Source organism: Pseudomonas sp. 382, from assembly GCF_002759075.1.
Classification (GTDB): domain Bacteria; phylum Pseudomonadota; class Gammaproteobacteria; order Pseudomonadales; family Pseudomonadaceae; genus Aquipseudomonas; species Aquipseudomonas vlassakiae.
In genome coordinates, this window is the sequence record NZ_PEMX01000007.1 from 113,429 (window position 1) to 137,691 (window position 24,263).

A 24,263-nucleotide genomic window follows, 5' to 3' on the forward strand; every position below is an offset into this window, starting at 1 on the left:
TGGGAGCGGGCGTGCCCGCGAAGGGGCGCACAGCGGCCCCAATTATCCTCAGGAGTGGCTCAGCTCGGCATGCTCATCGCCAGCCAGCACGTCCTTGTCGGTTTCTTTCAGCAGCTGGCTGGTCACCACGCCCGCCGTCATCGACCCATTCACGTTCAGCGCCGTGCGGCCCATGTCGATCAGCGGTTCCACCGAAATCAGCAGCGCCACCAGCTCGACCGGCAAGCCCATGGCCGGCAGCACGATCAGCGCGGCAAACGTCGCTCCGCCACCGACGCCAGCCACACCCGCCGAACTCAGCGTCACGATCGCCACCAAGGTCGCGATCCACAGCGGATCGAAGGTATCGATGCCCACCGCTGGCGCTACCATCACCGCCAACATGGCCGGATAGAGGCCCGCGCAGCCGTTCTGGCCAATGGTGGTGCCGAACGATGCACTGAAGCTGGCAATCGACTGCGGCACGCCCAGGCGGCGGGTTTGCGCCTCGATGTTCAGCGGGATGCTGGCGGCACTGGAGCGGCTGGTGAAGGCAAAGGTCAGCACTGGCCAGACCTTGCGGAAGAAGCGCAACGGGCTCACGCCGGTGGCGGCAAGGATGATGCCGTGGACCACGAACATCAGCGCCAGGCCCAGGTAGGACACCACCACGAAGCTGCCCAGCTTGAGGATGTCTTCCAGGTTCGAACTGGCCACTACCTTGGTCATCAGCGCCAGTACGCCATAGGGGGTGAGCTTCATCACCACGCGTACCAGGCGCATTACCCAAGCCTGCAGGGTATCGATGGCCGACAGGGCGCGCGCGCCTTTCTCGGCGTCGTCCTTGATCAGTTGCAGCGCGGCCAGGCCGACGAACACGGCGAAGATCACCACGCTGATGATCGAAGTCGGCTTGGCCCGTGCCAGGTCACCAACCGGGTTGCTCGGGATGAACGACAGCAGCAGCTGCGGGATATTCAGGTCGGCAACCTTGCCTGCATAGTCGCTGTGGATAACCTGCATGCGCGCGCTTTCCTGGGCGCCGGCCACCAGGCCATCGGCACTCAGGCCGAACAGGTTGGTCAGGACGATACCGATCAAGGCGGCGATGGCCGTGGTCACCAGCAGGGTACCAATGCTCAGCGCGCTGATGCGGCCGAGCGACGACGCATTGTGCAAACGGGCCACGGCGCTGAGGATCGAGGCGAAGATCAGCGGCATGACGATCATCTGCAGCAGGCCGACGTAGCCATTGCCGACCAGGTCCAGCCAGCTGATAGTGGCCTTGAGTACTGGGTGGCCGGCGCCGTAGATGCTGTGCAGGGCCAAGCCGAACGCGACGCCCAGCGCCAGGCCCAGCAAGACTTTCTTGGCCAGGCTCCAATCGGTGCGGCCGGTTTGCGCCAGGCCTAGCAGCAGGGCCAGGAACGCCAGCAGGTTGAGGGACAGCGGCAGATTCATTGAAGCTCCAGGAAAAAGCAGAAGAGGCATCGCCTCTGGTGAGCGATTGCGAACGGAAATGCTAACAGCCTGAAAAGAAACGAATTTATATCCATAAGTAATTTGCTTAGTCGTATATGGAATAACAGGCTGTCGCGGATAGCAATGAACACGACGTTTATGGTTCTGTCAGGGTCGTTGTGAGAGGCCGGAATCGGCGCATGTTGCACTAGTTTTTCCGGGTCATTTCAGGAGATTCGCACATGAAGTTTGCTCCGAAAGCCCTCGCCCTGGGTTTGTCCCTGCTGTTCAGTGTCGAAAGCTTCGCCACCGAGCTCAAGCATTGGCCTGCTGATGCCGCCAAACAGCTCGACGCGATGATTGCCGCCAATGCCAATAAAGGTAACTACGCCGTCTTCGACATGGACAACACCAGCTACCGCTACGACCTCGAAGAAGCGCTGTTGCCGTTCATGGAAAACAAGGGCCTGCTGACCCGCGACAAACTCGACGCGTCACTCAAGCTGATCCCGTTCAAGGACACCGCCGAGCACAAGGAGAGCCTGTTCAGTTACTACTACCGGCTGTGCGAGATCGACGACATGGTCTGCTACCCATGGGTCGCGCAGGTCTTTGCAGGCTTCACCCTCAAGGAACTGAAGGCTCAGGTCGATGAGATGATGGCCTTGAACAAGCCAATCCCCAGCACCTACTTCGAAGGCGACCAGGTAAAGACCATTGAAGTACAGCCGCCGAAAGTCTTCACCGGCCAGGCCGAGCTGTACAACAAGCTCATGGAGAACGGCATCGAGGTCTACGTGATCTCTGCGGCGTCCGAAGAGCTGGTGCGCATGGTCGCTTCCGACCCCAAGTACGGCTACAACGTCAAACCGCAGAACGTGATTGGTGTCAGCCTGTTGCTCAAGGACCGCGCCAACGGCCAGCTGACCACGGCGCGCAAGCAGATCAGCGCCGGGCAGTATGACGCCAAGGCCAACGAAGGGCTGGAGCTGACGCCTTACCTGTGGACCCCGGCCACCTGGATGGCAGGCAAGCAGGCGGCGATCCTGACTTACATCGACGAATGGAAAAAGCCAGTGTTGGTGGGAGGCGATACGCCAACCAGTGATGGTTACATGCAGTTCCATGGCGTGGATGTGAACAAGGGCGGCATCCACCTGTGGATAAATCGCAAGGCCAAGTACATGGACCAGTTGAACGGTATGATCGCGAAGAACGCGGCGGCGCAGGCCAAGGAAGGGTTGCCGGTGACGGCGGACAAGAACTGGGTGATCGTGACGCCGGAGCAGATTCAGTAGATTCTGTGGTGCCTGTACCGGCCTCTTCGCGGGCACGCCCGCTCCCACAGGGACCGCATGGTATCTGAAATCTGTGCAGTACCTGTGGGAGCGGGCGCGCCCGCGAAGAGGCCGGTACAGGCAAAAAGAACCGGCGCTCAAGGCGCCGGTTCTTGTTTCACGCAGTCAGAGCCTCACAGCCCTTCGAGCATCGCCTTGTTACGTACAGCACCCTTGTCGGCACTGGTTGCCAGCAGGGCGTAGGCCTTCAGCGCGGTGGTCACCTTGCGTGGGCGCACTTCAGCCGGTTTCCAGCCCTTCTTGTCCTGCTCGATGCGCCGGTGGGCCAGTTCTTCGTCGCTGACCAGCAGGTTGATCGAACGGTTGGGGATGTCGATCAGCACCTTGTCGCCGTCGCGCACCAGGCCGATGGCGCCGCCAGCAGCGGCTTCCGGCGAGGCGTGGCCGATCGACAGCCCCGAGGTGCCGCCGGAGAAGCGGCCGTCGGTGAGCAGGGCGCAGGCCTTGCCCAGTCCCTTGGACTTCAGGTACGAGGTCGGGTAGAGCATCTCTTGCATGCCCGGGCCGCCTTTCGGGCCTTCGTAACGGATGATCACGATGTCGCCGGCCTTCACTTCGTCGGCGAGGATGCCACGCACGGCGCTGTCCTGGCTTTCGAAGATCTTCGCGGTGCCTTCGAAGACGTGGATCGACTCGTCGACGCCGGCGGTTTTCACCACGCAGCCATCCAGGGCGATATTGCCGTACAGCACGGCCAGGCCGCCTTCTTGCGAGTAGGCGTGCTCGAAGCTGCGGATACAGCCGTTTTCACGGTCGTCGTCGAGGGTTTCCCAACGGGTCGACTGGCTGAACGCGGTCTGGGTCGGGATGCCGGCCGGGCCTGCCTTGAAGAAGGTGTGCACGGCTTCGTCATCGGTCTGGGTGATGTCCCACTTGGCGATGGCTTCTTCCATGCTGCGGCTGTGCACGGTCGGCAGGTCGGTGTGCAGCAGGCCGCCACGGGCCAGCGAACCGAGGATGCTGAAGATGCCGCCAGCGCGGTGCACGTCTTCCATGTGGTACTTCTGGATGTTCGGCGCCACCTTGCACAGCTGCGGTACCTTGCGCGACAGGCGATCGATGTCGCGCAGGTCGAACTCGACTTCACCTTCCTGGGCTGCGGCCAGCAGGTGCAGGATGGTGTTGGTCGAACCGCCCATGGCGATGTCCAGCATCATCGCGTTCTCGAACGCCTTGAAGTTGGCGATGCTGCGCGGCAGCACCGACTCGTCGTTTTCCTGGTAGTAGCGCTTGCACAACTCGACGATGGTGCGGCCTGCAGTAAGGAACAGCTGCTCGCGGTCGGCGTGAGTGGCCAGGGTCGAACCGTTGCCCGGCAGGGCCAGGCCCAGGGCTTCGGTCAGGCAGTTCATCGAGTTGGCGGTGAACATGCCGGAGCACGAACCGCAGGTCGGGCAGGCGCTGCGCTCGTACTCGGCGACTTTCTCGTCACTGGCAGTGGAGTCGGCGGCGATGACCATGGCATCGACCAGGTCCAGGCCGTGGCTGGCCAGCTTGGTCTTGCCGGCTTCCATCGGGCCGCCGGAGACGAAGATCACCGGGATGTTCAGGCGCAGGGCGGCCATCAGCATGCCGGGGGTAATCTTGTCGCAGTTGGAGATGCAGACGATGGCGTCGGCGCAGTGGGCGTTGACCATGTACTCGACGGCGTCGGCGATGATCTCGCGGCTCGGCAGCGAGTAGAGCATGCCGTCGTGGCCCATGGCGATGCCGTCATCGACGGCGATGGTGTTGAATTCCTTGGCCACGCCACCGGCGCGTTCGATCTCGCGGGCGACCAGCTGGCCCAGGTCCTTCAGGTGCACGTGGCCCGGGACGAACTGGGTGAACGAGTTGGCGATGGCGATGATCGGTTTCTTGAAGTCTTCGTCCTTCATCCCGGTGGCGCGCCACAGGGCGCGGGCGCCGGCCATGTTGCGGCCTTGGGTGGAAGTCTTGGAACGATAATCAGGCATGAAACACTCCTGGCGGCTTAATCAGGTCACAAAAAGGGGAGTGAGCTTCTCTTGTCCTTTGTACCGCAGGCCGGTTGCCACTGGCACGGATGGGGCCCAAGACCGCGCGGGATCGCCGCGTGCTTGGCCAGAGCTCATAAACCCGCCGGGGATGACTGGCGATGAATAGGCCGATTCTACACCGCTGGCGCGGCGAGGGAATGAAGATGTGTCTGGACGGTGGTTTGGGAGGGATTCCCGGCTGCTTGTAGGACGCTTCTGAGATGCCACCTGCGGGGCAGACCTCGCCAGCTGGGCTGGCTATCATCCGCCGCGCCGCATGTGCGGCTTCACGAGAAATCACCTCAATGGACCTTCCCAGTTTCAGTTCTCCGCGAACTTGCAAATTGGCACTGAGCGCGCTGTCGCCAGGGCTTGCGAAGGCTTGAACCCCTGCGTTCGAGGCTCGCGGGTGCCTGCGTCGGCGCCAGGAGACTCGCATGTACTCTGTCTGCAGTAACTGCATCCGCTGCAAAGAACCACTCTCGCATCGCCAGACCAGCGAAGCGCTGGAAAAGCTTCGCCAGGAGGCAACCGAAGACTTCCACAAAGGTGCATCGATCACCCATCACGTCGGTAACCTGCGCGATGCCACCGTCGGCCTGCTGTACCGCAAGCGAGTGTTGTGGCTGGTATTGCTGGTGTTCGGCAACCTGTTTTCCGGCGCCGGTATCGCCGCTTTTGAAGAAACCATTGCCGCGCATATCGTGCTGGTGTTCTTCCTGCCTCTGTTGGTGGACAGCGGGGGGAACGCCGGGGCGCAGTCGGCCACCTTGATGGTACGGGCGCTGGCGACGGGGGAGGTGGTCATGCGCGACTGGATGCGCATGCTGGGCCGCGAATGTGGCGTGGCGTTGGCGCTCGGCGGCACCATGGCCTTGGCGGTGGCATCGCTGGGGGCACTGCGAGGTGGCGCTGACATCGCGTTGATCGTGGCCAGCAGCATGCTGGTGATCGTGTTGGTCGGCAGCCTGATCGGCATGAGCTTGCCGTTTCTGTTCACTCGCCTGAAGCTCGACCCGGCTACCGCCAGTGGTCCGCTGGTGACCTCGATCGCCGATGCGGCGGGGGTGCTGGTGTACTTCGGGATCGCGTCGCAGGTGCTGGAATTCTAAAACCGGCCCGGGGGCGCATCGCGCCCCCGGGCCGTGCGGATCAGCTGTTGGGCAGCAATCGGCAGGTGATGCTCTTGATATAGCGGGTTTCAGCGATGGCCGGGTGCACCGGGTGGTCCGGGCCCTGGCCGCCGCGCTCGAGCAGCTGCAGGTTGCGGTCCAGGTGGCGAGCGCTGGTCAGCAGGATGTTGTGCAGGTCGTCCTCGGGCAGGTGCATCGAGCACGATGCGCTGACCAGGATGCCGTCCTTGCTCAGCATGCGCATGGCCTGTTCGTTGAGGCGGCGGTAGGCCGCTTCGCCGTTTTTCAGGTCCTTCTTGCGCTTGATGAAGGCGGGTGGGTCGGCAATGATCACGTCGAAGCGTTCTTCGGCGGCCTTCAGCTCACGCAGCGCCTCGAACACATCGCCTTCGATGCAGGTCAGTTTCTCGCTGATGCCGTTCAGCGCGGCGTTGCGTTCGACACCGTCCAGGGCGAAGCCCGAGGCATCGACGCAGAACACTTCGCTGGCGCCGAACGCGCCAGCCTGCACGCCCCAGCCACCGATGTAGCTGAACAGGTCGAGCACCCGCTTGCCTTTGACATACGGTGCCAGGCGCGCGCGGTTCATGCGGTGGTCGTAGAACCAGCCGGTCTTCTGGCCTTCACGTACCGGAGCTTCGAACTTGACGCCGTTCTCTTCCAGCGGGACCCAGTCCGGCACTTCGCCGTAGACGGTTTCGACATAGCGCTGCAGGCCTTCGGCGTCGCGGGCGGCGGAGTCGTTCTTGAACAGGATGCCGCTAGGCTTGAGCACCTGGATCAAGGCCGCGATCACGTCGTCCTTGTGCGTTTCCATGGTGGCCGAGGCCAACTGCACCACGAGGATGTCGTAGAAGCGATCAACCACCAGGCCCGGCAGCAGGTCGGAATCGCCGTACACCAGGCGGTAGCACGGCTGGTCGAAAAGGCGCTCGCGCAGGGACAGGGCGACGTTCAGGCGGTGCACCAGCAGCGACTTGTCCAGTGGCAGCTTGATGTCACGCGATAGCAGGCGAGCGCAGATCAGGTTGTTCGGGCTCAGCGCGACAATGCCCAGCGGCTTGCCGTTGGCAGCTTCGAGCACCGCCTGCTGGCCGGCCTGGAAGCCTTGCAGCGGGGTCGCGGAGACGTCGACTTCGTTGCTGTAGACCCACAGGTGGCCGGCGCGCAGGCGGCGGTCGGCATTGGCTTTGAGGCGAAGGCTGGGCAGGGACATGACGTCGCTCCGGGAAAAAAGAGCGGGATTATAGCCTGTTGGCTGCTTGCGCGTCCTTTGTAGGAGCGGCCTTGTGTCGCGAAAGGGCCGCGCAGCGGCCCCGGCAATTTCCGCTGCGCAGCTGAAAACCTGGGGGCGCTTCGCACCCCTTTCGCGACACAAGGCCGCTCCTACAGGGATTTACGGATTGGTCTCGATGCGCGCTAGGGGGGTAGAATCCCGTCGTCCTTCACGAGTATGCACGTATGTCCCAAGAACTCAGCGCCGAACAGATCCAGCAAGCCTTGCAAGGCATCACCATTCCGCCGCAACCGCAGATTCTGGTAGACCTGCAGTTCGAGCAGTACATGCCTGACCCGGACCTGGAAACCATCGCCAAGCTGATTTCCCAGGACCCAGGCCTCGCCGGTGCCTTGCTCAAGCTGGTCAACTCGCCGCACTTCGGCCTGTCGAACAAGATCGGTTCGATCCAGCGAGCGGTGAATCTGCTGGGCAGCCGTTCGATCATCAACCTGATCAATGCACAGTCGATCAAGGGCGAGATGAGCGACGAGACCATCGTCACCCTCAACCGCTTCTGGGACACCGCCCAGGACGTGGCCATGACCTGCCTGACGCTGGCCAAGCGCACCGGCATCCAGGCCGCCGACGAGGCCTATACCCTCGGGCTGTTCCATGACTGCGGCGTACCGCTGATGCTCAAGCGCTTCCCCGAGTACATGCAAGTGCTGGAAGAAGCCTACGCCAAGGCTGGAGAGGAAACTCGCGTGGTCGACACCGAGAACCGCGCCTTCAACACCAACCATGCCGTGGTCGGCTATTTCACGGCCAAGTCCTGGCGCCTGCCGGAGCACATCAGCGGGGCCATCGCCAACCACCACAACGCCCTGGCGGTCTTCCGCGAAGACTCGTCGCGCAATACCCAGAGCCAGTTGAAGAACCTGCTGGCCGTGCTGAAGATGGCCGAGAACATCTGCGCTTCGTACCGTGTGCTGGGCAATCAGAGCGTCGATCATGAGTGGAACGTGGTCGGCCCGCTGGTGCTGGACTATATCGGTTTGTCGGAGTACGACTTCGAGACCCTGAAACAGAACATTCGTGAGCTGGGCGGGCACTGATCCATGCCGGAATTACCAGAAGTCGAAACTACCCGGCGCGGGATTGCGCCCCATCTGATAGGCCAGCGTGTCAGCCGCGTGGTGGTGCGAGACCCTCGCCTGCGCTGGCCGATACCCGAGGACCTCGACGTACGCCTGTCCGGGCAGCGCATCGTCAGCGTCGAGCGGCGGGCCAAGTACCTGTTGATCAACGCCGAGGTCGGCACCTTGATCAGCCACCTGGGCATGTCGGGCAACCTGCGCCTGGTGGAGCTGGGCTTGCCAGCGGCCAAGCACGAACATGTCGATATCGAACTGGAATCGGGGATGATGCTGCGCTACACCGACCCACGCCGGTTCGGTGCCATGCTCTGGAGCCTCGACCCGCTCAAGCATGAGCTTTTGCTGCGGCTGGGGCCAGAGCCGTTGACCGAGCTGTTTGACGGCGAGCGGCTGTTCCAGCTGTCGCGCGGGCGTTCGATGGCGGTGAAGCCGTTCATCATGGATAACGCGGTGGTGGTCGGGGTGGGCAACATCTACGCGACCGAGGCGCTGTTTGCCGCGGGAATCGACCCGCGCCGCGAGGCGGGCGCGATTTCCCGCGCGCGGTACCTGAAGCTGGCGATCGAGATCAAACGGGTGTTGGCCGCGGCCATCGAGCAAGGCGGTACGACTTTGCGCGATTTTATCGGTGGCGACGGGCAGCCGGGCTACTTCCAGCAGGAATTGTTCGTCTACGGGCGGGGCGCAATGCCATGCAAGCTGTGCGGCACGACCTTGCGCGAGGTAAAGCTGGGGCAGCGGGCGAGCGTGTTCTGCCCGCGCTGCCAGCGCTAGCCGCCTGTGATCAGGCCTTGCCGGTGATGCGGCGGTACTTGGCCATCAGCTCTTCCTGGGTTTCCGGGTGCGCTTCATCCAGCGGGATGCAATCGACCGGGCAGACCTGCTGGCACTGCGGCTCGTCATAGTGACCCACGCACTGGGTGCACAGGTTCGGGTCGATCACGTAGATCTCTTCGCCTTGGGAGATGGCCTCGTTCGGGCACTCGGGTTCGCAGACGTCGCAGTTGATGCAATCGTCGGTGATGATCAGGGACATGGGGACTCCGGCCGGGGCGCATCGCCCGGGCATGTTCAACGCTTTGGGCACAATTGTGCCGCATTCGCGCCCGCAGTGCACGCGGGCGCGATGATCAGGCGTTCGAGGTTACTTCTTGAAGCGTTCGGTCAGCGCCTCGGCCACCACAGGGTGGACGAATTTGCTGATATCGCCGCCCAGCGCAGCTATTTCCCGCACCAGCGTCGAGGAAATGAACGAATAGCGCTCCGAAGGCGTGAGGAACAGGCTTTCGACGTCGGGCGCCAATTGCCGGTTCATGTTCGCCAGCTGGAACTCGTACTCGAAGTCCGATACTGCGCGCAGGCCGCGCAGGAACACGTTCGCGCCTTGTTCCTTGGCGAAGTGCGCCAACAGCGACGAGAAGCCGATGACTTCGACATTGGGCAGGTGCTTGGTGACCTCACGGGCAAGCTCGACCCGTTGCTCCAGCGGGAACAGGGGGTTTTTCTTCGGGCTGGCCGCCACTGCGATGATCACGTGGTCGAACAGGCGCGAAGCGCGCTCGACCAGGTCGCCATGGCCTTTGGTAATGGGGTCGAAAGTACCCGGGTACAACACTCGGTTCATCGCGTCATCCTGGCTGGAGTGCGTTGGGGAGTCGGATGGTAGCGCAGCGCTTGCGCCCGGCCAAGTCATGCGGCCGGCTGATGGCACTATAGACAGGGCGTGCATTTGTTGTCATGCACTCTGTGCCAGGCGGGCAGCCAAGGCCTCGGTCAGCCGGGCGCTGATGGCGTACACCGACAACTGCGGGTTGGCGCCGATGCTGGTCGGGAACAGCGAACCATCGTGGACAGAGAGGTTTTCCAGCTGATGATGGCGGCCCAGGCTGTCGCAGACCGCCTGGCGCGGATCGTCGCCCATTGCACAGCCGCCCATGACATGGGCACTGCCAAGCCGGGTGCGGAACGGTTCCAGGCGCAAGGCGTCGATCACACGCTGGGCCTCGACCAGGCTGGCACTGGCGCGTGCGTCGCTGTGCACCGGCGTGACCTGCGTGGCGCCTGCAGCGAACTGGATTTGCGCCATGCTGTGATAGGCGCGGCGCAGGCCGTCGCGCAGATAATCGCTGAGCGGGTAATCCAGCACGGGTGAGCCGTCACCGCGCAGCTCCACCGCCCCGCCCGTGCTGTCGGGGTGAAAGCCGTCGCGCAGCAAGGCCAGCATGACGTGAGTGTGCGGCAGCTCGGCCATGCGCCGGGCATTGTCGATGCCGTATCCGCCGAGCAGGGTGCTGGCCAGGGCCGGGTGCAGGGGCGGCACTTCAAGCTTGTAGCCCACCGGCCCGTCGACGCCGCCCTGCCACTGGAAGTGGTCGCTGTAGATCGATTGCGGAGCGCCGTAGTAAGGGTCGATACGCGCGTCGAAACGTGCAGCGCTGAAGTTGACCAGGTGCAGGAAAGTCCGTTTGCCCAGGCGGCCATGCGGGTCGGGGGCCTTGGAACGCAGCAGCAGGGCCGGGCTGTTGATGCCGCCACCGGCGACGATGTAATGACGGGCGCGCACGCTGACCTGCCGGCCGGTAGGGTGCACGCCGTGAGCATCCAGCGCCTGGCACTGCAGCCCGGCGATACGCCCGCCATTGTGTTCGAAGCGATCGGCGCGGGCCAGGTAGAGCAGTTCCCCGCCCTTGTCGAGGGTTGCCGGGATGCGCGTGACCAGCATCGACTGCTTGGCATTCACCGGGCAGCCCATGCCGCAGTAGCCAAGATTCCAGCAGCCACGCACATTGCGCGGGATCACTGCCCACCGGTAGCCGAGTCGTTCACAGCCGCGCCGCAGTACGTCGTTGTTGGCATTGGCCGGCATTGCCCAGGGCGTGATACCCAGGTCGCGCTCGATACGCTCGAACCAAGGCCGCATCTCCTGTTCGCCCAAGCCCGTGACGCCATGCGCTGCAGCCCAGTGCATCAGCGTCTGCGGTGGCGTGCGAAAGCTCGACGTCCAGTTTATCAGCGTGGTCCCGCCCACCGCGCGGCCTTGCAGGATGGTGATGGCGCCATCCTTGCTCATTCGCCCCAGGCCTTCTTGATAGAGGCTGGCGTAGGCCTCGTCTTCCAATAGATGGAAGTCAGAACTGGTCCTCAGCGGGCCTTCCTCGATCAGCAGGACCTTGTAGCCAGCGGCGCTGAGCATCTGCGCACTGGTAGCGCCGCCGGCACCACTGCCAATCACGGCGATATCGGCCTCCAGTGTCAGGTCGTGTTCCAGGCGTGAGCCGTCATGGGTGATCCAGCCGCGTTCGAGGCCTTGGCGAAACGGGTCGGTTACTGGCATTGAGGATGCTCTTATTGTCAGATCTTCGGAGGGCCGGGGTAGCCGCACGCGGCCCAGGCTTCCGGGCGCTCGTACCAGGCCATTTGCAGCAGTTGCAGCAGTGAGGCATGGCCCATGCGCAGCAGGTTCAGCGAGCTGTCCTGCCAGCGCTGCAGGAAGGCGGTTACCTGCGTGCCGCTGGCCTGCTCCCAGGCCCCCCAGACGCCGGTCAAAGGGCCGCTGGTCAGCGGCAGGTTGAGTACGTCGAACAATTGCCGGGTGAGTTTGAGCATCTCCGGCGACAGCGCAGCCAACTTGTGGTCGAGGCTGTGCAGCACCAGTTCGTCGTCCGCCGAGGTGCCGGCCAGCACCACCGGAATCAGCGCAAGCAGCGCTGGCAAGTCATCGTCACGCAGCACCTGATAGCCGGCTGCGGGCGTTTGCGCGCTGCAGCCGACCAGGCTGGCGGTGCTCAGGAACAGGCTGGCGCCCAAGCTGAAACGCAGCAGGTCACGGCGCTGCATCAGCGGATGAACAGCTTGTAGACCAAGCGCTGCAAGGCCTTGCCATAGGGCGGGTAGATCAGCCGCGCGACATTCAAGCGCTGCTTGGCGAGCACTGCCTTGGCCTTGCTGAAGGTCAGGAAGCCTTCGTGGCCATGGTAGTGGCCCATGCCGGAGGGGCCGATACCACCGAACGGCAAGTCGTCCTGAGCCACGTGGAGCAGGGTGTCGTTCAGGCACACGCCGCCGGAATGGCTGTGCTGCAGCACGTGCTGCTGTTCGCTGCGGTCGTAGCCGAAGTAGTACAGCGCCAAGGGACGCGGGCGTTGATTGATATAGGCCAGGGCCTCGTCGAGGTGGTCGTAAGGCACCAGCGGCAGCAGCGGGCCGAAGATCTCGTCCTGCATCACCTGCATGCTGTCGTTCACCCGGGTCAGCAGGTGTGGCGGCAGGCGTCGGCCCTGGCGCGACTCGTCGGGGTACAGGTCGAGCACCTGGGCGCCCTTGCTGCGGGCGTCATCCAGCAGGTGCTGCAGGCGCTGCAACTGGCGGGGGTTGATGATGGCGCTGTAGTCGGAGTTGTCTGCGATGTGTGGGTACATGCGCTTCACCGCGTTGCGATAGGCCGTGGCAAAGTCGTTCAGGCGCTCACGGGGCACCAGCACATAGTCGGGAGCGACGCAGGTCTGGCCAGCATTGAGGGTCTTGCCGAAGGCGATGCGCTCGGCGGCGGTGTCCAGCGGCACGCTGGCAGACACGATGGCCGGGGACTTGCCGCCCAGTTCCAGGGTCACCGGGGTCAGGTTTTGCGCGGCAGCCAGCATGACCTGGCGGCCGATACTGGTGGCACCGGTAAACAGCAGGTGGTCGAACGGCAGGCGGGCGAATGCCTGGCCGACCTCGACTTCGCCGAGCACCACGCTGACCAGGTCTTCGGGAAAAACCCTGGCAATGAGTGCTTTGAGTGCTGCGCCACTGGCCGGTGTGGCTTCGCTCAGCTTGAGCATGACCCTGTTGCCGGCAGCCAGGGCGCAGGTCAGCGGGCCGATGGCGAGGAACAGCGGGTAGTTCCACGGCACGATGATGCCAACCACGCCCAATGGCTGGTACAGCACCCGTGCGCTGGCCGGCTGGAAAGCCAGGCCCACCGCGCGCCGGGCCGGAAGCATCCAGCGTTGCAGGTGGCGCTCGGCATGGCGAATGCCTTGCACCGACGGGAGCAGCTCGGCCAACAGCGTTTCGTCGGCACTGCGGCCGGTGAAGTCGGCATCGATCGCTTCGATCAGCGCTTGCTGGTCCGCCAGCAATGCCTCGCGCAGGCTCTTCAGCCACTGCCGTCGCTGTGCCGCAGGGGGCATGGGGTTGCCGGCAAAGGCCTGGCGCTGAGTGGCGAACGTCGCTGCAAGGTCGGTGTCGGATTGCACAGGAGGCAAGGCGATGGGCGAGGTCACGGTGGTCTCCCGTCAGGGCTTGGAGTTCCTAGAGCCTATACTCTAATTAGTACCATGGTGCGACTTTTTTCACAGGCCAGACCCGTGCACCAGCGCTGTGATTCACCGTAAGATGACCCTTTCGAAAGCCCGCAGACTGGGAGCTGAGCATGGCCCCGCGCATGAAGACCCGAGAGCGCATCGTGCAGAACAGCCTGGAGCTGTTCAACCAGCAGGGCGAACGCAGCGTCAGTACCAATCACATTGCCGCGCATATGGAAATCTCGCCTGGCAACCTGTATTACCACTTCCCCAACAAGCAGGCGATCATCGCCCTGCTGTTCAGTCAGTACGAAGAGTTGGTGGACAGCTTCCTGCGCCCGCCGCAGGGGCGGGCAGCCACGGTCGAAGACAAACGCTTCTACCTCAAGGCCTTGCTCGCGGCGATGTGGAACTACCGTTTCCTGCACCGTGACCTGGAGCACCTGCTGGAAAGCGACCCTGAACTGGCCGCCCGCTACCGGCGCTTTTCCGAGCGTTGTCTGCGCCAGGGCCAGGCAATCTACCGTGGCTTCGTCGATGCCGGGATCCTGGCCATGGAGCCTGCGCAGATCGAGTCGCTGACCATCAATGCCTGGATCGTGCTGACTTCATGGGTACGTTTTCTCAGCACCACGCGCGAGCATTCGGCGCATCTGGGTGAAGAAGCCTTCAAACGTGGCGTTTATCAGGTGCTGGTGCTGGAGCTGGGTTTTGTCACCAGCAATGCCCGCGGCGCGGTGGACGCCTTGTGCCAGGAATTCCACGTTCCGTTCAACCAGGCCCTGGAACAGTAGCCAGGGCCTTCGTGCCATCGATCAGGAGATTGTCATGCCCCTTGCGCAATTGATCACCCCGCAACAGCTGGCAGAGCGTCTGGACTCGCCCAAGCTGGTGATCCTCGACTGTCGTTTTGCCCTGGAGGATGTGGATTACGGCCAACGCAGCTATGCCGAGGGGCATATCGCCGGGGCACATTTTGCTGATCTGGAGCGTGACTTGAGCGGGCCGGTCATCAAGGGCCGCACCGGCCGCCACCCGCTGCCGGACCCGCATCGGCTGGGCGAGCGCCTGCGTGAGTGGGGGCTGGACGATGACAGCGCCGTGGTGCTGTACGACGATGGCCCGGGCGCCTTCGCTGCCCGGGCCTGGTGGTTGCTGGTCTGGCTGGGCAAGCGCAGCGACGTGGCCATCCTCGATGGCGGCCTCAAGGCCTGGCATGCAGCGCACCTGCCGCTGAGCCTGGATCCGCCGGCCAAGCGCGAGGGGACGTTCAGCGGCGAGGCGGACGCGAAGCTGCTGATCGACGCCGAGCACCTGGCCAAGCGCCTGGGCAGCCCTGACCTTACCCTGATCGATGCCCGTGCGTTGCCGCGCTTCCGGGGCGAAGTCGAGCCGATCGATCCCGTAGCAGGGCATATTCCGGGCGCCCAGTGCGCCGCCTTCAACGAGAACCTCGGTGCCGATGGCCGTTTCCTGGCGCCGCAACAGCTCAAGCAGCGCTTTGCCGAGAAGCTGGCCGGGCGTGCTCCTGAACAACTGGTGGCCTATTGCGGATCAGGGGTGACGGCCTGCCATAACCTGTTTGCCATGGCCCTGGCGGGGTATCCCTTGGGCAAGCTGTACGCTGGCTCGTGGAGTGAGTGGATCAATGATCCCAAGCATGGCGTGGCGACTGGCGAATAATCACTGACCGTCGATGAGCCACTGCGGAATCCGCCGCTCGAGGTAATAGCCTGGATTCCGCAGGCTGCCGTCGACAAACCCGACATGCCCACCCCGTTCATGCAGCTCGAACTGAGTCTGTGCTGCCAGTTCACTGGCTGTGGGCAGGCTGTGGCCGAACACGAACGGGTCATCGGCGGCGTGGATGATCAGCGTTGGTGTGCGGTTTTCCCCCAGATAAAACCGGCTTGATGAACGGCGATAGTAATCGTGGGCATCGCTGAAGCCATTGAGCGGCGCAGTGACCTTGCCATCGAAATCCCAGAAGGTCTTCAGCCTGCCCAGCGGCCCCAGCCGGTCGAGCGCGGCCAGGCCTTCGTGATGGCCGCGATCACGAAAGTGCCGTTGCTTTACCTGCAGGTAGGCCATCATCTCGCGCATGAAATGCGCTTGGTACACCTTGGAAAAACCCTGGGCGATACGGTCGGCGCACTGGTCCAGACGAAACGGCACCGAAACCGCCACCGCCGCTTGCAACTGGCTGGCAGCGCCGCTTTCCCCCAGGTATTTGAGCAGTACATTGCCGCCCAGCGAGTAGCCGACCGCATACAGTGGCGCCAGAGGGCGTTGGGCATGCAGGTGCGCGATCACCTCGGCGAGGTCTTCGCTGGCCCCGGAGTGGTAGCTTCGCGGCAACAGGTTGGGTTCGCCCGAACAACCGCGCCAGTTCACCGCCACACTGGCCCAGCCCCGGGCTTGCAGCGACTGCTGCAAGCCTTTGACATACGGTGAGTGGGAGGAGCCAGTCAGCCCATGCAACACCAGCACCAGCGGCACATCCGGGCTATGCGGGCCATGCCAGTCGAGGTCGAGAAAATCACCATCGGCCAGCCACAGGCGTTCGCGGCTTCGCTCCAGCTCCGGCAGCTTGCGCCACAGCGGCCCCCACAGGGTTTGCAGGTGGGGGTTGGACAGGCCGATGGCCGGGCGGAACGTGGCGGTGAGACTGGGCATGCTGGGCGACTCGTGATGTGCCTGCGTAGAGTGCCATGAAACCTTGCCGCTGTACCTGCCCTATTGGTCGGGGGCTGGCAGAGGTTGCTGCTCGACACTTGGGCCGACATTGACCTTTACCCTGTAGCTTAGGTCGAGATGCCGTTGCATGGCGGCGCGCACATCTGCCGGAGACAAGCTGTTGATGCGCTCGATGTAGGTGTTGAGATGGTTGTCAGGTTGACGTTGATGGCTCAGCTCCGCGAGCAGTGCTGCCAGGCGCCTGTTCTGAGCGACACCGCGCAGCAATTGCCCTTCCAGCTGTTTGCGTGCCAATTGCAATTCAGCTTCGGTCGGCCCTTGTTCGATGAAATCTCGCAGCACGGTCATTACCAGTTCCTCAGTGCCTTCGACATGGGCGGGTGCGATCTCCCATTCAACGGTGAACAAACCGCCTGCCCGTAATGGCGATAAATGGCTGTACACGCCGTAAGTGAGGCCGCGGCGTTCGCGCAGTTCGACCATCAAGCGCGATTCGAGTCCTTCTCCCAGCACATCGCTGGCCAGCACCAGGGCCGGGAACTGCGGATCGTTGGCGGGCAGGTTCAAGGGAAGTGCCAGCAGGACAGCGCTACTCGTGCCGGGCTGTTCAATGCTGATGGTCGCGGGAGTGGCGGCTGGGACAGCGGGCAGATCTATCGCCGTCCAGCCTTGTGGCAGAGCCTGACTGACCTGACGCGAGAGAGCTTGAGCCTCTGCCAGGGACAGGTCGCCGACCACGACCATCTCCAGATTGCTGGCGCAATAGGCGCGTTGATGAAACACCCGCAGGTCGTCTGGGGTAACCGCCGCTACACCCTCTTCGGTGACGCCCAGAGGGCGGCCATAAGGATGGCCGCGGAACAGGTGGCGGAAGGCTTCGCTACGCGCTCTCAATTCAGGGCGTCGCTCGCGTGCAGCGCTGCTATGCAGCAACTGCTTTTTGATCTTCTCCAGAGCAGAGGAGGTGAACGCAGGATTAGCCACGAGGTCGGTGAAAAGCGCCAAGGCGGGCTCTAGCACGGCCGGTGTAGTGAGGCTGCGCAGGCTCAGCGTTGCATGCTCCAGACGCATCTGCTTTGCGATGATCGCACCCAGGCGCTCGATATGCTCGGCCTGTTGAGTGGCCGTGTACTGATGGCTGCCTTCGTCGAGCATGTACAACGTCAAGGCTGCCAGGCCGGGTTGCGCAGTGTCCTGTACGGAGCCGGCCCGGAACCTCAGTATCAGGTCGACGATAGGCAACCCGCGGGCTTCGACGAATTTTACGGTTGTGCCCGTTTCTGTCGTCCAGGCTTGTACTTGCGTCTGGATGGACGCGAACCGATCCAGGTCAAGCCCTTGGGCAGAGATCAGCCCACCGTAAAGGCTGGGGGCTTCGGCAGGCTTCTGCGGCGCAGTCGAGTCATTCATGAGCGCTTTCCTTGTGGTGCATGAAAGTGATGGCGGCACGGGATTCAGTCAGGAACTCGAGGGCAGCCTGGCCTACCTGTTCGGCTGTCACGGCTTCGATGGCGTGACGCTCATTTTCCAGCGCAATCGGGTCCAGGCCGCAGGCGGCCTGTTTGCCGATGGCCTGTGCCTGATTGTCGATGTCGTCCCTCTCGAACAACTGCCTGGCCAGCAGGCGGGCCTTGGCGCGCTGCAGGTCCTGCCTGGAAGGAGCCGACTGGCGAAAGGCTTCGATTTCCAGCATCAGCCTCTCGGCTGCAGTCTCCGGCGTTATTTGTGGACTGCAGAAGGCGTAGAGCGCGAGCAAGCTGTCCCCGCGCTGCCAGGGTTCGTATTCGGGGCGTAGGGCCTGCAGTATCGGGTCGTCCAGAACCAGTCGTTGCTGCAGGGTGCTGCTGTGTCCGTCGGCAAGCAGATCGGGCAGCAGCCGCAAGGCATAAGCCTGCTCGCCGGACTGCGCAGTACATTGGCTGGGGAGGTTGAAACTGAGGATAGTGCCTGTGTACTGGCCCGGTAGTCGTAGCGTCTGGTGGCGTCGATCCTGCAACGGTGGCGCGCTGGGGGCTTCTCGCGCTGGCAGGCGCTTGGCTGGGATCGCTGCGAAGTGCCGACTTACCAGGTTGTGCAGCTGTGCCAGGGTAATGTCGCCTGATACTGCCAGTGTGGCGTTGTTGGGCAGGTACCAGGTCTGGTACCAGGTTCGCGCTGCAGCAGGCGTCAGGTACTCGAGATCTGTTTTGTGGCCAATCACGGGGTTGCCATAGCCACCGGTGCCGTAAGCCAGTGACTGGTGATGTTCGATTGCCAGTGCCAAGGGGTTGTTGTCGACTTGCTCCCGGCGCTCTGCCATGACCACTTTCAGTTCGCGAGCGAAAGCGGTATCGCTGAGTGTGGCGCTGGCCATGACATCAGCCATGGCTTCCAGGGCGACCTCAAGCCGGCTGCTCGGCAATGTCAGCGGAAAGTACGTGGCGTCGGTTGAAGTGAATGCGTTCGGATCGCCGCCAAGACGTGTCATGACTGCCGAATATTGGCCATTGGCCAGTTTGCTGCTGCCTTCGAACAGTAGATGCTCCAAGGCATGGGAAAGACCGGTGTGGCCTGCAGGCTCGTAGCTCGAACCAACGTGATACCACAGCTGTGCACTGACCAACGGTGCGCGATGGTCTTCGCGCAGGCAGGTACGCAGGCCATTGGCAAGGGTGAACGATTGTACGGTGCTGCCCTGGGAGGGCGCAGAACGGTGTTCGATCATGGTTGAAGTGCTCCTGCAAGAACGAGGGAGCAGCTTCAATCATGCTGGCAGCGGGCTTGTGGTAACTATTAAGGGTTTACCTGATCAGCCCCGTTGCCACAGCGCGTAATGCACCTGGCCGGTTTTCTTCTCGCGGTGCAGGCGCCAGTTGCCGGGCATCGGCAGCGTCGACGGTGCAGCCTCGCTCTCGGTGTAGACCCACGCCTGTTCGCGCAGCCACTGGTTCTGCTCCAGCAGGTTGCAGGTATTGGCCAGCAAGTCCTGGTGGAACGGCGGGTCGAGGAACACCACGTCGAACTGCTGCTTGGCCGGGTTCTGCAGGTAGCGCAGGGCATCGGTCTGCAGGATCTGCCCGCGTGGGCAGCGCAGGATTTCCAGGTTGTTCTTCAGGTTGCTGATGGCTGCGGGGTTGCTGTCCAGCGCCACGGCATTCGCAGCGCCTCGGGACAGCGCCTCCAGCACCAGGGCGCCGCTGCCGGTGAAAGCATCCAGCACCTGGGCGCCTTCGATGTAGGGCGCCAGCCAGTTGAACACGGTTTCGCGCACGCGGTCGGGTGTGGGCCGCAGGCCTTCGCCTTCCGGTACCGCCAGGCGGCGGCTGCGCCACTCGCCGGCGATGATGCGCAGGTGACCCTGGCCCTTGCTTTGGCCCTGCTGCGGGCGGGCGGGTGGGGTGGATCTAGGCATTAGTGCTCCGGTACGCCGAGCGGCTGCTCGGACGGTTTGTCAGTGGGGGCAGGCAGTGGCTTCTGTGGCACTTTCGGGCCAACGGTGACAATCACCAGCTTATCGGCTGCCAGGTGCTTGTTCATCGCTGCCTTGACCTGTTCGACGGTCAGCGCCTGGGACTGCTGCATGAAGTCCTCCAGCCAGGTCAGGGGCAGGTTGTAGAAACCGATGGCGCCGAGTTGGCCGACGATGCTGGCATTGCTGGCATTGGACAACGGGAAGCTGCCGGCCAGCTCGCGTTTGGCGTCGTCCAGCTCCTGCTGGGTCGGGCCGCTCTTGAGGTAGTCGGCAAGGATGTCCTGTACCAGCTTGAGCGTGCCTTCACTGAGTTCGGCGCGGGTCTGCAGGTTGATCATGAACGGGCCACGCACCTGCATCGGGCTGAATACCGAGTACACGCCGTAGGTCAGGCCGCGTTTTTCGCGGACTTCGCTCATCAGGCGGGTGCCGAAGGCACCGCCGCCGAGGATCTGGTTGCCCAGTGAAAGGGCCGGCCAGTCCGGGTCCTGGCGGTCGATGCCAAGCTCGGCGAGCATCAGGTGCGTCTGCTTGCTCGGGAAGTCGATATGGGTGACGCCAGCCCTGGGCTCGACCGGCTGGGCCGGTTTGGCCAGTGCCGGGCCTTTGGGCAGGGCAGCGGAGACCTGGGCGGCGACGGCCTCGGCTTCCTCGCGGCTAAGGTCACCGACCAGGGCGATCACCGCGTTGCCAGCGGCATAGGCCTTGGCGTGGAAGGCGCGCAGCTGCTCAAGAGTGATGCCTGGTACGCTCTCGGCGCTGCCATCGCTTGGCTGAGCGTACGGGTGATCGCCGTAGAGCTTACTGAACAGCGCCTTGCCGGCGATCTTGCCAGGGTTTTGTTTCTCATACTCGAAACCGGCCAGCAGCTGGTTCTTGATGCGTTTCAGGGCGTCTTCCGGGAAGGTTGGCTTGCCGGTCACTTCGGCGAACAGCTGGAGGGCGGGCTCGCGTTTGTCCCGGGCGCTCAGGCTGCGCAGCGAGGCCACGGCCATGTCGCGATAGGAACCGTTGCCAAAGTCAGCACCCAGGCCCTCGAAGCCCTCGGCGATGGCGGTCACGTCCTTGCCGGCCACGCCCTCGTTGAGCATGGCGTTGGTCAGGCTGGCCAGGCCAGGGGTGTGGCCGTCCTGGCTGCTGCCAGCGGCGAAAGTCACGCGCAAGTCGAACATCGGCAACTCGCGGGCCTCGACGAACAAGACCCGGGCGCCTTCGGCGGTGGTCCAGTTCTGGATGTTCAGCTGGCGCCTGCTGGGTGCCTTGCCATCAAGCTCGGCCAGCGATTGCAGGGTGTTGGCCGGGCGGGCGGGGCTGCTTTCGGCCTCGGAATGTGCCGGCCGGGCGAGCACGGCGGCCACGGCCACTACCAGCGCGATGATGCCCGTGCCGATCAGGGTGTAGCGTGGTGCGCTGCGATCACTCATGAGCGGACTCCTCAGGCAGTACATGGGCAACGCTCAGGCGTTCGCGGGTGAAATAGGTGCGTGCGGCGTTTTGCACGTCTTCCGGGGTGACGCGCTTGAGTTCGTCCAGCTCGCTGTCGATCAGCTTCCAGGACAGGCCGACGGTTTCCAGCTGGCCGATAGTGGTGGCCTGGCTGCTGATGGAGTCGCGGTCGTAGACCAGCCCGGCGATGACCTGCGCGCGCACGCGCTCCAGCTCTTCGGCGCTTGGCGGAGTGGTCTTGAGTTCGTCGAGCAGCTGCCAGAGGCCTTTTTCGACGTCAGCCAAGGTTTTCTGTTTTTGCACGTTCGGCGTGGCCGAGATCAGGAACAGGCTGTCGCCTCGGGTAAAGGCGTTGTAGCTGGACGAGGCGCCGGCCACCAGTTCCTGGCCACGCTCCAGGCGTGCCGGCATGCGCGCGCTGTAGCCGCCGTCGAGCAGGGCCGAGATCAGCCGCAGGGCATGCACGGTGCGTGGCTCCTTGGCAGTGGCCAGGCCCGGTACGTTGAAACCATAGATCAGGCTCGGCAACTGGGTGCGTACGTGCAAGGTCAGCTGGCGCTGGCCCGGTTCGGCCAGTTCCAGCGGCAGTTTGGCGGGTGGCACGGCGCGCTTGGGGATGCTGCCGAAGTATTTTTGTGCCAGGCCTTTGACCTCATCGGCGGTGACATCGCCGACCACCACCAGGGTGGCGTTGTTCGGTGCGTACCAGGATTCGTACCAGTGACGCAGTTCCTCGACCTTCATGCGCTCGAGGTCGGCCATCCAGCCGATGGTCGGGGTGTGGTAGCCGCTGGCCGGGAAGGCCATGGCGCGGAACAGCTCGAAGGCCTTGGAGCTTGGCTGGTCATCGGTACGCAGGCGGCGCTCTTCCTTGATCACCTCGATTTCACGGGCGAACTCGTCGGCAGGCAGGCGCAGGCTGGCCAGGCGGTCGGCTTCGAGCTCAAGGGCCACTGGCAGGCGGTCGCGGGCCAGCACCTGGTAGTAGGCGGTGTAGTCGTCGCTGGTGAAGGCGTTTTCTTCCGCGCCGAGGTCACGCAGGATGCGCGAGGCCTCGCCAGGGCCGATCTTGGCGCTGCCCTTGAACATCATGTGCTCCAGGGCATGGGACAAGCCGGTCTGGCCTGGGGTCTCGTAGCTCGAGCCGACCTTGTACCAGATCTGCGAGACGACCACAGGGGCACGGTGGTCTTCGCGCACGACCACTTTCAGGCCGTTGTCGAGGATGAATTCGTGGGTCGGTTGCACGTCGGCGGCGAACGCCGCGAGCGGCAGGCAGAGCGTGCCGAGCAACAGGCCAGCGGCGCGGCGGGCTAGAGCATTCATACGGAGATTAACCTGTTCGGCGGCCCGCTGGTTTAGCGTCGGCGGGCCAGGAGGTGCTAGGATACTGATCCGGTTGCCTGGCGACCATGCCTGTCGCCGTTCTGGCCCGCAGGCCCATTAAGACAAAACATTGCGCATGAACCAGTCGGATTCAAAATAGTCTGTTCTGCGTTTAGAGAATTCCTGATGTGCCAGTTGCTGGCTCATCGCTACCCTGAGATAGCCGTCTTCCATGTTTGGTTCCAACGACGACAAAAAAGCGCCGGCCGAGGCTGGCGAGAAAAAAGGCCTGTTCAGCTGGTTTCGCAAGAAGCCGCAGCAACCTGTCGCCGAACAGCCTCAAACGCCTGAGCCACCAGCGCCCGAGGTGCAGCCAGCCGAGCCGGTAACGCCGCAGCCCGCCGCCGAGCAGCCACGTGTCGAAGTACAGCCGCCTGCGCCGGTCGAGCCTATGCCTCCGGTGGTCGAAGCGCCTGTGCCAGAGCCAGTCGCTTCCACGCCAGTAGTGGCGCCCGAGCCTGAACCGGTCGCTTCCGAGCCGCTGGTCGCTCCGCTGCCCGAGCCAATCGCTTCCATGCCTGTACAAGCAGCGCCGGTCGAGACTGCCCCGGTGGTCGAGCACGCAGCCCCTGTCAGCAACCTGGTGCTGCCGGTAGCCGAAGAGCCTGTGGCGCTGGTGCCGGACCTGCAGCCGAAGGCGCCGCCCGTGATTCCGGAGCGTCCCGCACCAGAACCGGTGGTCGTGGCGCCAGTCTTGGCCCCTGCGCCTGTGGAGCCGCAACCCGCTCCCGAGGTCGCTGCCCCGGTCGCCACCGAGCAGTCCAAACCCGGTTTCTTCGCCCGCCTCAAGCAGGGCCTGTCGAAGACCAGCGCCAGCATCGGCGAGGGCATGGCCAGCCTGTTCCTGGGCAAGAAGGTCATTGATGACGACCTGCTCGACGAGATCGAAACCCGTCTGCTGACGGCCGACGTCGGCGTCGAAGCCACCTCGGCCATCGTTCAGAACCTGACCCAGAAGGTCGCCCGCAAGCAGCTGGCCGACGCCGACGCGCTGTACAAGTCGCTGCAGGAGGAGCTGGCAGCACTGCTGCGCCCTGTCGAGCAGCCGCTCAAGGTCCAGGCGCAGAACAAGCCCTATGTGATTCTGGTCGTCGGCGTGAACGGTGCCGGCAAGACCACCACCATCGGCAAGCTGGCCAAGAAGCTGCAACTGGAAGGCAAGAAGGTCATGCTGGCTGCCGGTGATACCTTCCGTGCCGCTGCCGTGGAGCAATTGCAGGTCTGGGGCGAGCGTAACCAGATCCCGGTGATTGCCCAGCACACTGGCGCCGATTCCGCCTCGGTGATCTTCGACGCGGTACAGGCTGCCAAAGCCCGTGGTATCGACGTGCTGATCGCCGACACCGCTGGCCGGCTGCACACCAAAGACAACCTGATGGAGGAGCTCAAGAAGGTCCGCCGGGTCATCGGCAAGCTCGACGCCGAGGCACCCCACGAGGTGCTGCTGGTGCTCGACGCCGGTACCGGGCAGAACGCCATCAGCCAGGCCAAGTACTTCCACCAGAGCGTCGAGCTGACCGGCCTGGCGCTGACCAAGCTGGATGGCACTGCCAAAGGTGGGGTGATCTTCGCCCTGGCCAAGCAGTTCAAGCTGCCGATCCGCTTCATCGGGGTCGGTGAAGGCATCGACGACCTGCGCACATTCGAAGCCGAGCCGTTCGTCAAGGCTCTGTTCGCCGAGCGAGACTGAC

At 63.6% G+C, this 24,263-nt stretch carries 21 protein-coding genes; 7 read left to right on the forward strand and 14 right to left on the reverse strand.

Annotation, left to right across the window (positions count from 1 at the left end):
- Positions 1–48 precede the first annotated feature (48 nt).
- Entirely contained in the window at positions 49–1,440 is a 1,392-nt protein-coding gene (locus tag CQW31_RS10750) for an L-cystine transporter (protein ID WP_099814460.1), read from the reverse strand.
- A gap of 242 nt (positions 1,441–1,682) precedes the next feature.
- Here CQW31_RS10750 and CQW31_RS10760 point away from each other — a divergent pair, with 242 nt between their 5' ends.
- Positions 1,683–2,738, forward strand: a complete 1,056-nt coding sequence (locus tag CQW31_RS10760; RefSeq protein WP_054885516.1) for a phosphorylcholine phosphatase — start codon at positions 1,683–1,685, stop codon at positions 2,736–2,738.
- Between the two features lie 173 nt (positions 2,739–2,911).
- Here CQW31_RS10760 and ilvD read toward each other — a convergent pair whose 3' ends face one another.
- Positions 2,912–4,753: a dihydroxy-acid dehydratase gene (gene ilvD / locus CQW31_RS10770; protein WP_054885517.1), complete on the reverse strand. Its 1,842-nt coding sequence runs from the start codon at positions 4,751–4,753 to the stop codon at positions 2,912–2,914.
- A gap of 479 nt (positions 4,754–5,232) precedes the next feature.
- Between ilvD and CQW31_RS10775 the strand changes: the two genes are divergently transcribed.
- Positions 5,233–5,907, forward strand: a complete 675-nt coding sequence (locus tag CQW31_RS10775) for a magnesium transporter (protein ID WP_249342229.1) — start codon at positions 5,233–5,235, stop codon at positions 5,905–5,907.
- A gap of 40 nt (positions 5,908–5,947) precedes the next feature.
- Here CQW31_RS10775 and CQW31_RS10780 read toward each other — a convergent pair whose 3' ends face one another.
- Entirely contained in the window at positions 5,948–7,144 is a 1,197-nt protein-coding gene (locus CQW31_RS10780) for a class I SAM-dependent rRNA methyltransferase (RefSeq protein WP_054885518.1), read from the reverse strand.
- A 299-nt stretch (positions 7,145–7,443) separates the two neighbouring features.
- Between CQW31_RS10780 and CQW31_RS10785 the strand changes: the two genes are divergently transcribed.
- Together CQW31_RS10785 and mutM are read left to right on the forward strand one after the other, a co-directional pair.
- Entirely contained in the window at positions 7,444–8,262 is an 819-nt protein-coding gene (locus CQW31_RS10785) for an HDOD domain-containing protein (protein WP_178075562.1), read from the forward strand.
- A 3-nt stretch (positions 8,263–8,265) separates the two neighbouring features.
- Positions 8,266–9,078 (forward strand): bifunctional DNA-formamidopyrimidine glycosylase/DNA-(apurinic or apyrimidinic site) lyase, encoded by an 813-nt coding sequence (mutM, locus tag CQW31_RS10790; RefSeq protein ID WP_054885520.1) that lies wholly within the window; start codon positions 8,266–8,268, stop codon positions 9,076–9,078.
- Between the two features lie 10 nt (positions 9,079–9,088).
- On the opposite strand, the gene CQW31_RS10795 is transcribed toward mutM, so the two are convergent.
- From CQW31_RS10795 to CQW31_RS10815, 5 genes are all read right to left on the reverse strand, one after another.
- Positions 9,089–9,340 (reverse strand): YfhL family 4Fe-4S dicluster ferredoxin, encoded by a 252-nt coding sequence (locus tag CQW31_RS10795; protein WP_054885521.1) that lies wholly within the window; start codon positions 9,338–9,340, stop codon positions 9,089–9,091.
- A 108-nt stretch (positions 9,341–9,448) separates the two neighbouring features.
- Entirely contained in the window at positions 9,449–9,928 is a 480-nt protein-coding gene (coaD, locus tag CQW31_RS10800; protein ID WP_014861498.1) for a pantetheine-phosphate adenylyltransferase, read from the reverse strand.
- A 111-nt stretch (positions 9,929–10,039) separates the two neighbouring features.
- Positions 10,040–11,638: a GMC family oxidoreductase gene (locus CQW31_RS10805; RefSeq protein ID WP_054885522.1), complete on the reverse strand. Its 1,599-nt coding sequence runs from the start codon at positions 11,636–11,638 to the stop codon at positions 10,040–10,042.
- Positions 11,639–11,655: 17 nt separating this feature from the next.
- Positions 11,656–12,141: a twin-arginine translocation pathway signal protein gene (locus CQW31_RS10810; RefSeq protein WP_099814463.1), complete on the reverse strand. Its 486-nt coding sequence runs from the start codon at positions 12,139–12,141 to the stop codon at positions 11,656–11,658.
- A complete protein-coding gene (locus tag CQW31_RS10815) occupies positions 12,141–13,571 on the reverse strand; it encodes a coniferyl aldehyde dehydrogenase (RefSeq protein ID WP_099814464.1) in 1,431 nt (476 codons plus the stop codon). The genes CQW31_RS10810 and CQW31_RS10815 overlap by 1 nt, the downstream gene beginning before the upstream one ends.
- Positions 13,572–13,720: 149 nt before the next feature.
- Between CQW31_RS10815 and CQW31_RS10820 the strand changes: the two genes are divergently transcribed.
- Together CQW31_RS10820 and CQW31_RS10825 are read left to right on the forward strand one after the other, a co-directional pair.
- Entirely contained in the window at positions 13,721–14,386 is a 666-nt protein-coding gene (locus tag CQW31_RS10820; RefSeq protein WP_054885525.1) for a TetR/AcrR family transcriptional regulator, read from the forward strand.
- Between the two features lie 34 nt (positions 14,387–14,420).
- Entirely contained in the window at positions 14,421–15,275 is an 855-nt protein-coding gene (locus tag CQW31_RS10825) for a sulfurtransferase (RefSeq protein WP_054885526.1), read from the forward strand.
- Here CQW31_RS10825 and CQW31_RS10830 read toward each other — a convergent pair whose 3' ends face one another.
- From CQW31_RS10830 to CQW31_RS10855, 6 genes are all read right to left on the reverse strand, one after another.
- Positions 15,276–16,268, reverse strand: coding sequence for a hydrolase (locus tag CQW31_RS10830; RefSeq protein WP_054885527.1), 993 nt, complete (start codon positions 16,266–16,268; stop codon positions 15,276–15,278).
- A 60-nt stretch (positions 16,269–16,328) separates the two neighbouring features.
- A complete protein-coding gene (locus tag CQW31_RS10835) occupies positions 16,329–17,699 on the reverse strand; it encodes a pitrilysin family protein (RefSeq protein WP_054885528.1) in 1,371 nt (456 codons plus the stop codon).
- Entirely contained in the window at positions 17,692–18,993 is a 1,302-nt protein-coding gene (locus tag CQW31_RS10840) for a pitrilysin family protein (RefSeq protein WP_054885529.1), read from the reverse strand. Before CQW31_RS10840 ends, CQW31_RS10835 begins: the two co-directional genes overlap by 8 nt.
- Before the next feature lie 84 nt (positions 18,994–19,077).
- Entirely contained in the window at positions 19,078–19,680 is a 603-nt protein-coding gene (gene rsmD / locus CQW31_RS10845) for a 16S rRNA (guanine(966)-N(2))-methyltransferase RsmD (protein WP_099814465.1), read from the reverse strand.
- Positions 19,680–21,164 carry a pitrilysin family protein gene (locus CQW31_RS10850; protein ID WP_054884199.1) on the reverse strand — a complete coding sequence of 495 codons (1,485 nt, stop codon included), beginning with the start codon at positions 21,162–21,164 and terminating at the stop codon, positions 19,680–19,682. Before CQW31_RS10850 ends, rsmD begins: the two co-directional genes overlap by 1 nt.
- Positions 21,157–22,512 carry a pitrilysin family protein gene (locus CQW31_RS10855; protein ID WP_054884200.1) on the reverse strand — a complete coding sequence of 452 codons (1,356 nt, stop codon included), beginning with the start codon at positions 22,510–22,512 and terminating at the stop codon, positions 21,157–21,159. Before CQW31_RS10855 ends, CQW31_RS10850 begins: the two co-directional genes overlap by 8 nt.
- A 232-nt stretch (positions 22,513–22,744) precedes the next feature.
- Here CQW31_RS10855 and ftsY point away from each other — a divergent pair, with 232 nt between their 5' ends.
- A complete protein-coding gene (gene ftsY, locus CQW31_RS10865) occupies positions 22,745–24,262 on the forward strand; it encodes a signal recognition particle-docking protein FtsY (protein WP_099814466.1) in 1,518 nt (505 codons plus the stop codon).
- Position 24,263: the final 1 nt, after the last annotated feature.

Excerpts from the sequence above, each read along its gene's own strand:
- CQW31_RS10825 (WP_054885526.1), top strand. The coding sequence starts at position 14,421 with ATGCCCCTTGCGCAATTGATCACCCCGCAACAGCTGGCAGAGCGTCTG.
- ilvD (WP_054885517.1), bottom strand. The coding sequence starts at position 4,753 with ATGCCTGATTATCGTTCCAAGACTTCCACCCAAGGCCGCAACATGGCC.
- CQW31_RS10780 (WP_054885518.1), bottom strand. The coding sequence starts at position 7,144 with ATGTCCCTGCCCAGCCTTCGCCTCAAAGCCAATGCCGACCGCCGCCTG.
- CQW31_RS10820 (WP_054885525.1), top strand. The coding sequence starts at position 13,721 with ATGGCCCCGCGCATGAAGACCCGAGAGCGCATCGTGCAGAACAGCCTG.
- CQW31_RS10810 (WP_099814463.1), bottom strand. The coding sequence starts at position 12,141 with ATGCAGCGCCGTGACCTGCTGCGTTTCAGCTTGGGCGCCAGCCTGTTC.
- CQW31_RS10805 (WP_054885522.1), bottom strand. The coding sequence starts at position 11,638 with ATGCCAGTAACCGACCCGTTTCGCCAAGGCCTCGAACGCGGCTGGATC.
- CQW31_RS10795 (WP_054885521.1), bottom strand. The coding sequence starts at position 9,340 with ATGTCCCTGATCATCACCGACGATTGCATCAACTGCGACGTCTGCGAA.
- CQW31_RS10830 (WP_054885527.1), bottom strand. The coding sequence starts at position 16,268 with ATGCCCAGTCTCACCGCCACGTTCCGCCCGGCCATCGGCCTGTCCAAC.
- CQW31_RS10760 (WP_054885516.1), top strand. The coding sequence starts at position 1,683 with ATGAAGTTTGCTCCGAAAGCCCTCGCCCTGGGTTTGTCCCTGCTGTTC.
- mutM (WP_054885520.1), top strand. The coding sequence starts at position 8,266 with ATGCCGGAATTACCAGAAGTCGAAACTACCCGGCGCGGGATTGCGCCC.
- ftsY (WP_099814466.1), top strand. The coding sequence starts at position 22,745 with ATGTTTGGTTCCAACGACGACAAAAAAGCGCCGGCCGAGGCTGGCGAG.
- CQW31_RS10835 (WP_054885528.1), bottom strand. The coding sequence starts at position 17,699 with ATGAATGACTCGACTGCGCCGCAGAAGCCTGCCGAAGCCCCCAGCCTT.
- CQW31_RS10750 (WP_099814460.1), bottom strand. The coding sequence starts at position 1,440 with ATGAATCTGCCGCTGTCCCTCAACCTGCTGGCGTTCCTGGCCCTGCTG.
- CQW31_RS10775 (WP_249342229.1), top strand. The coding sequence starts at position 5,233 with ATGTACTCTGTCTGCAGTAACTGCATCCGCTGCAAAGAACCACTCTCG.
- CQW31_RS10855 (WP_054884200.1), bottom strand. The coding sequence starts at position 22,512 with ATGAATGCTCTAGCCCGCCGCGCCGCTGGCCTGTTGCTCGGCACGCTC.
- CQW31_RS10850 (WP_054884199.1), bottom strand. The coding sequence starts at position 21,164 with ATGAGTGATCGCAGCGCACCACGCTACACCCTGATCGGCACGGGCATC.
- rsmD (WP_099814465.1), bottom strand. The coding sequence starts at position 19,680 with ATGCCTAGATCCACCCCACCCGCCCGCCCGCAGCAGGGCCAAAGCAAG.
- coaD (WP_014861498.1), bottom strand. The coding sequence starts at position 9,928 with ATGAACCGAGTGTTGTACCCGGGTACTTTCGACCCCATTACCAAAGGC.
- CQW31_RS10840 (WP_054885529.1), bottom strand. The coding sequence starts at position 18,993 with ATGATCGAACACCGTTCTGCGCCCTCCCAGGGCAGCACCGTACAATCG.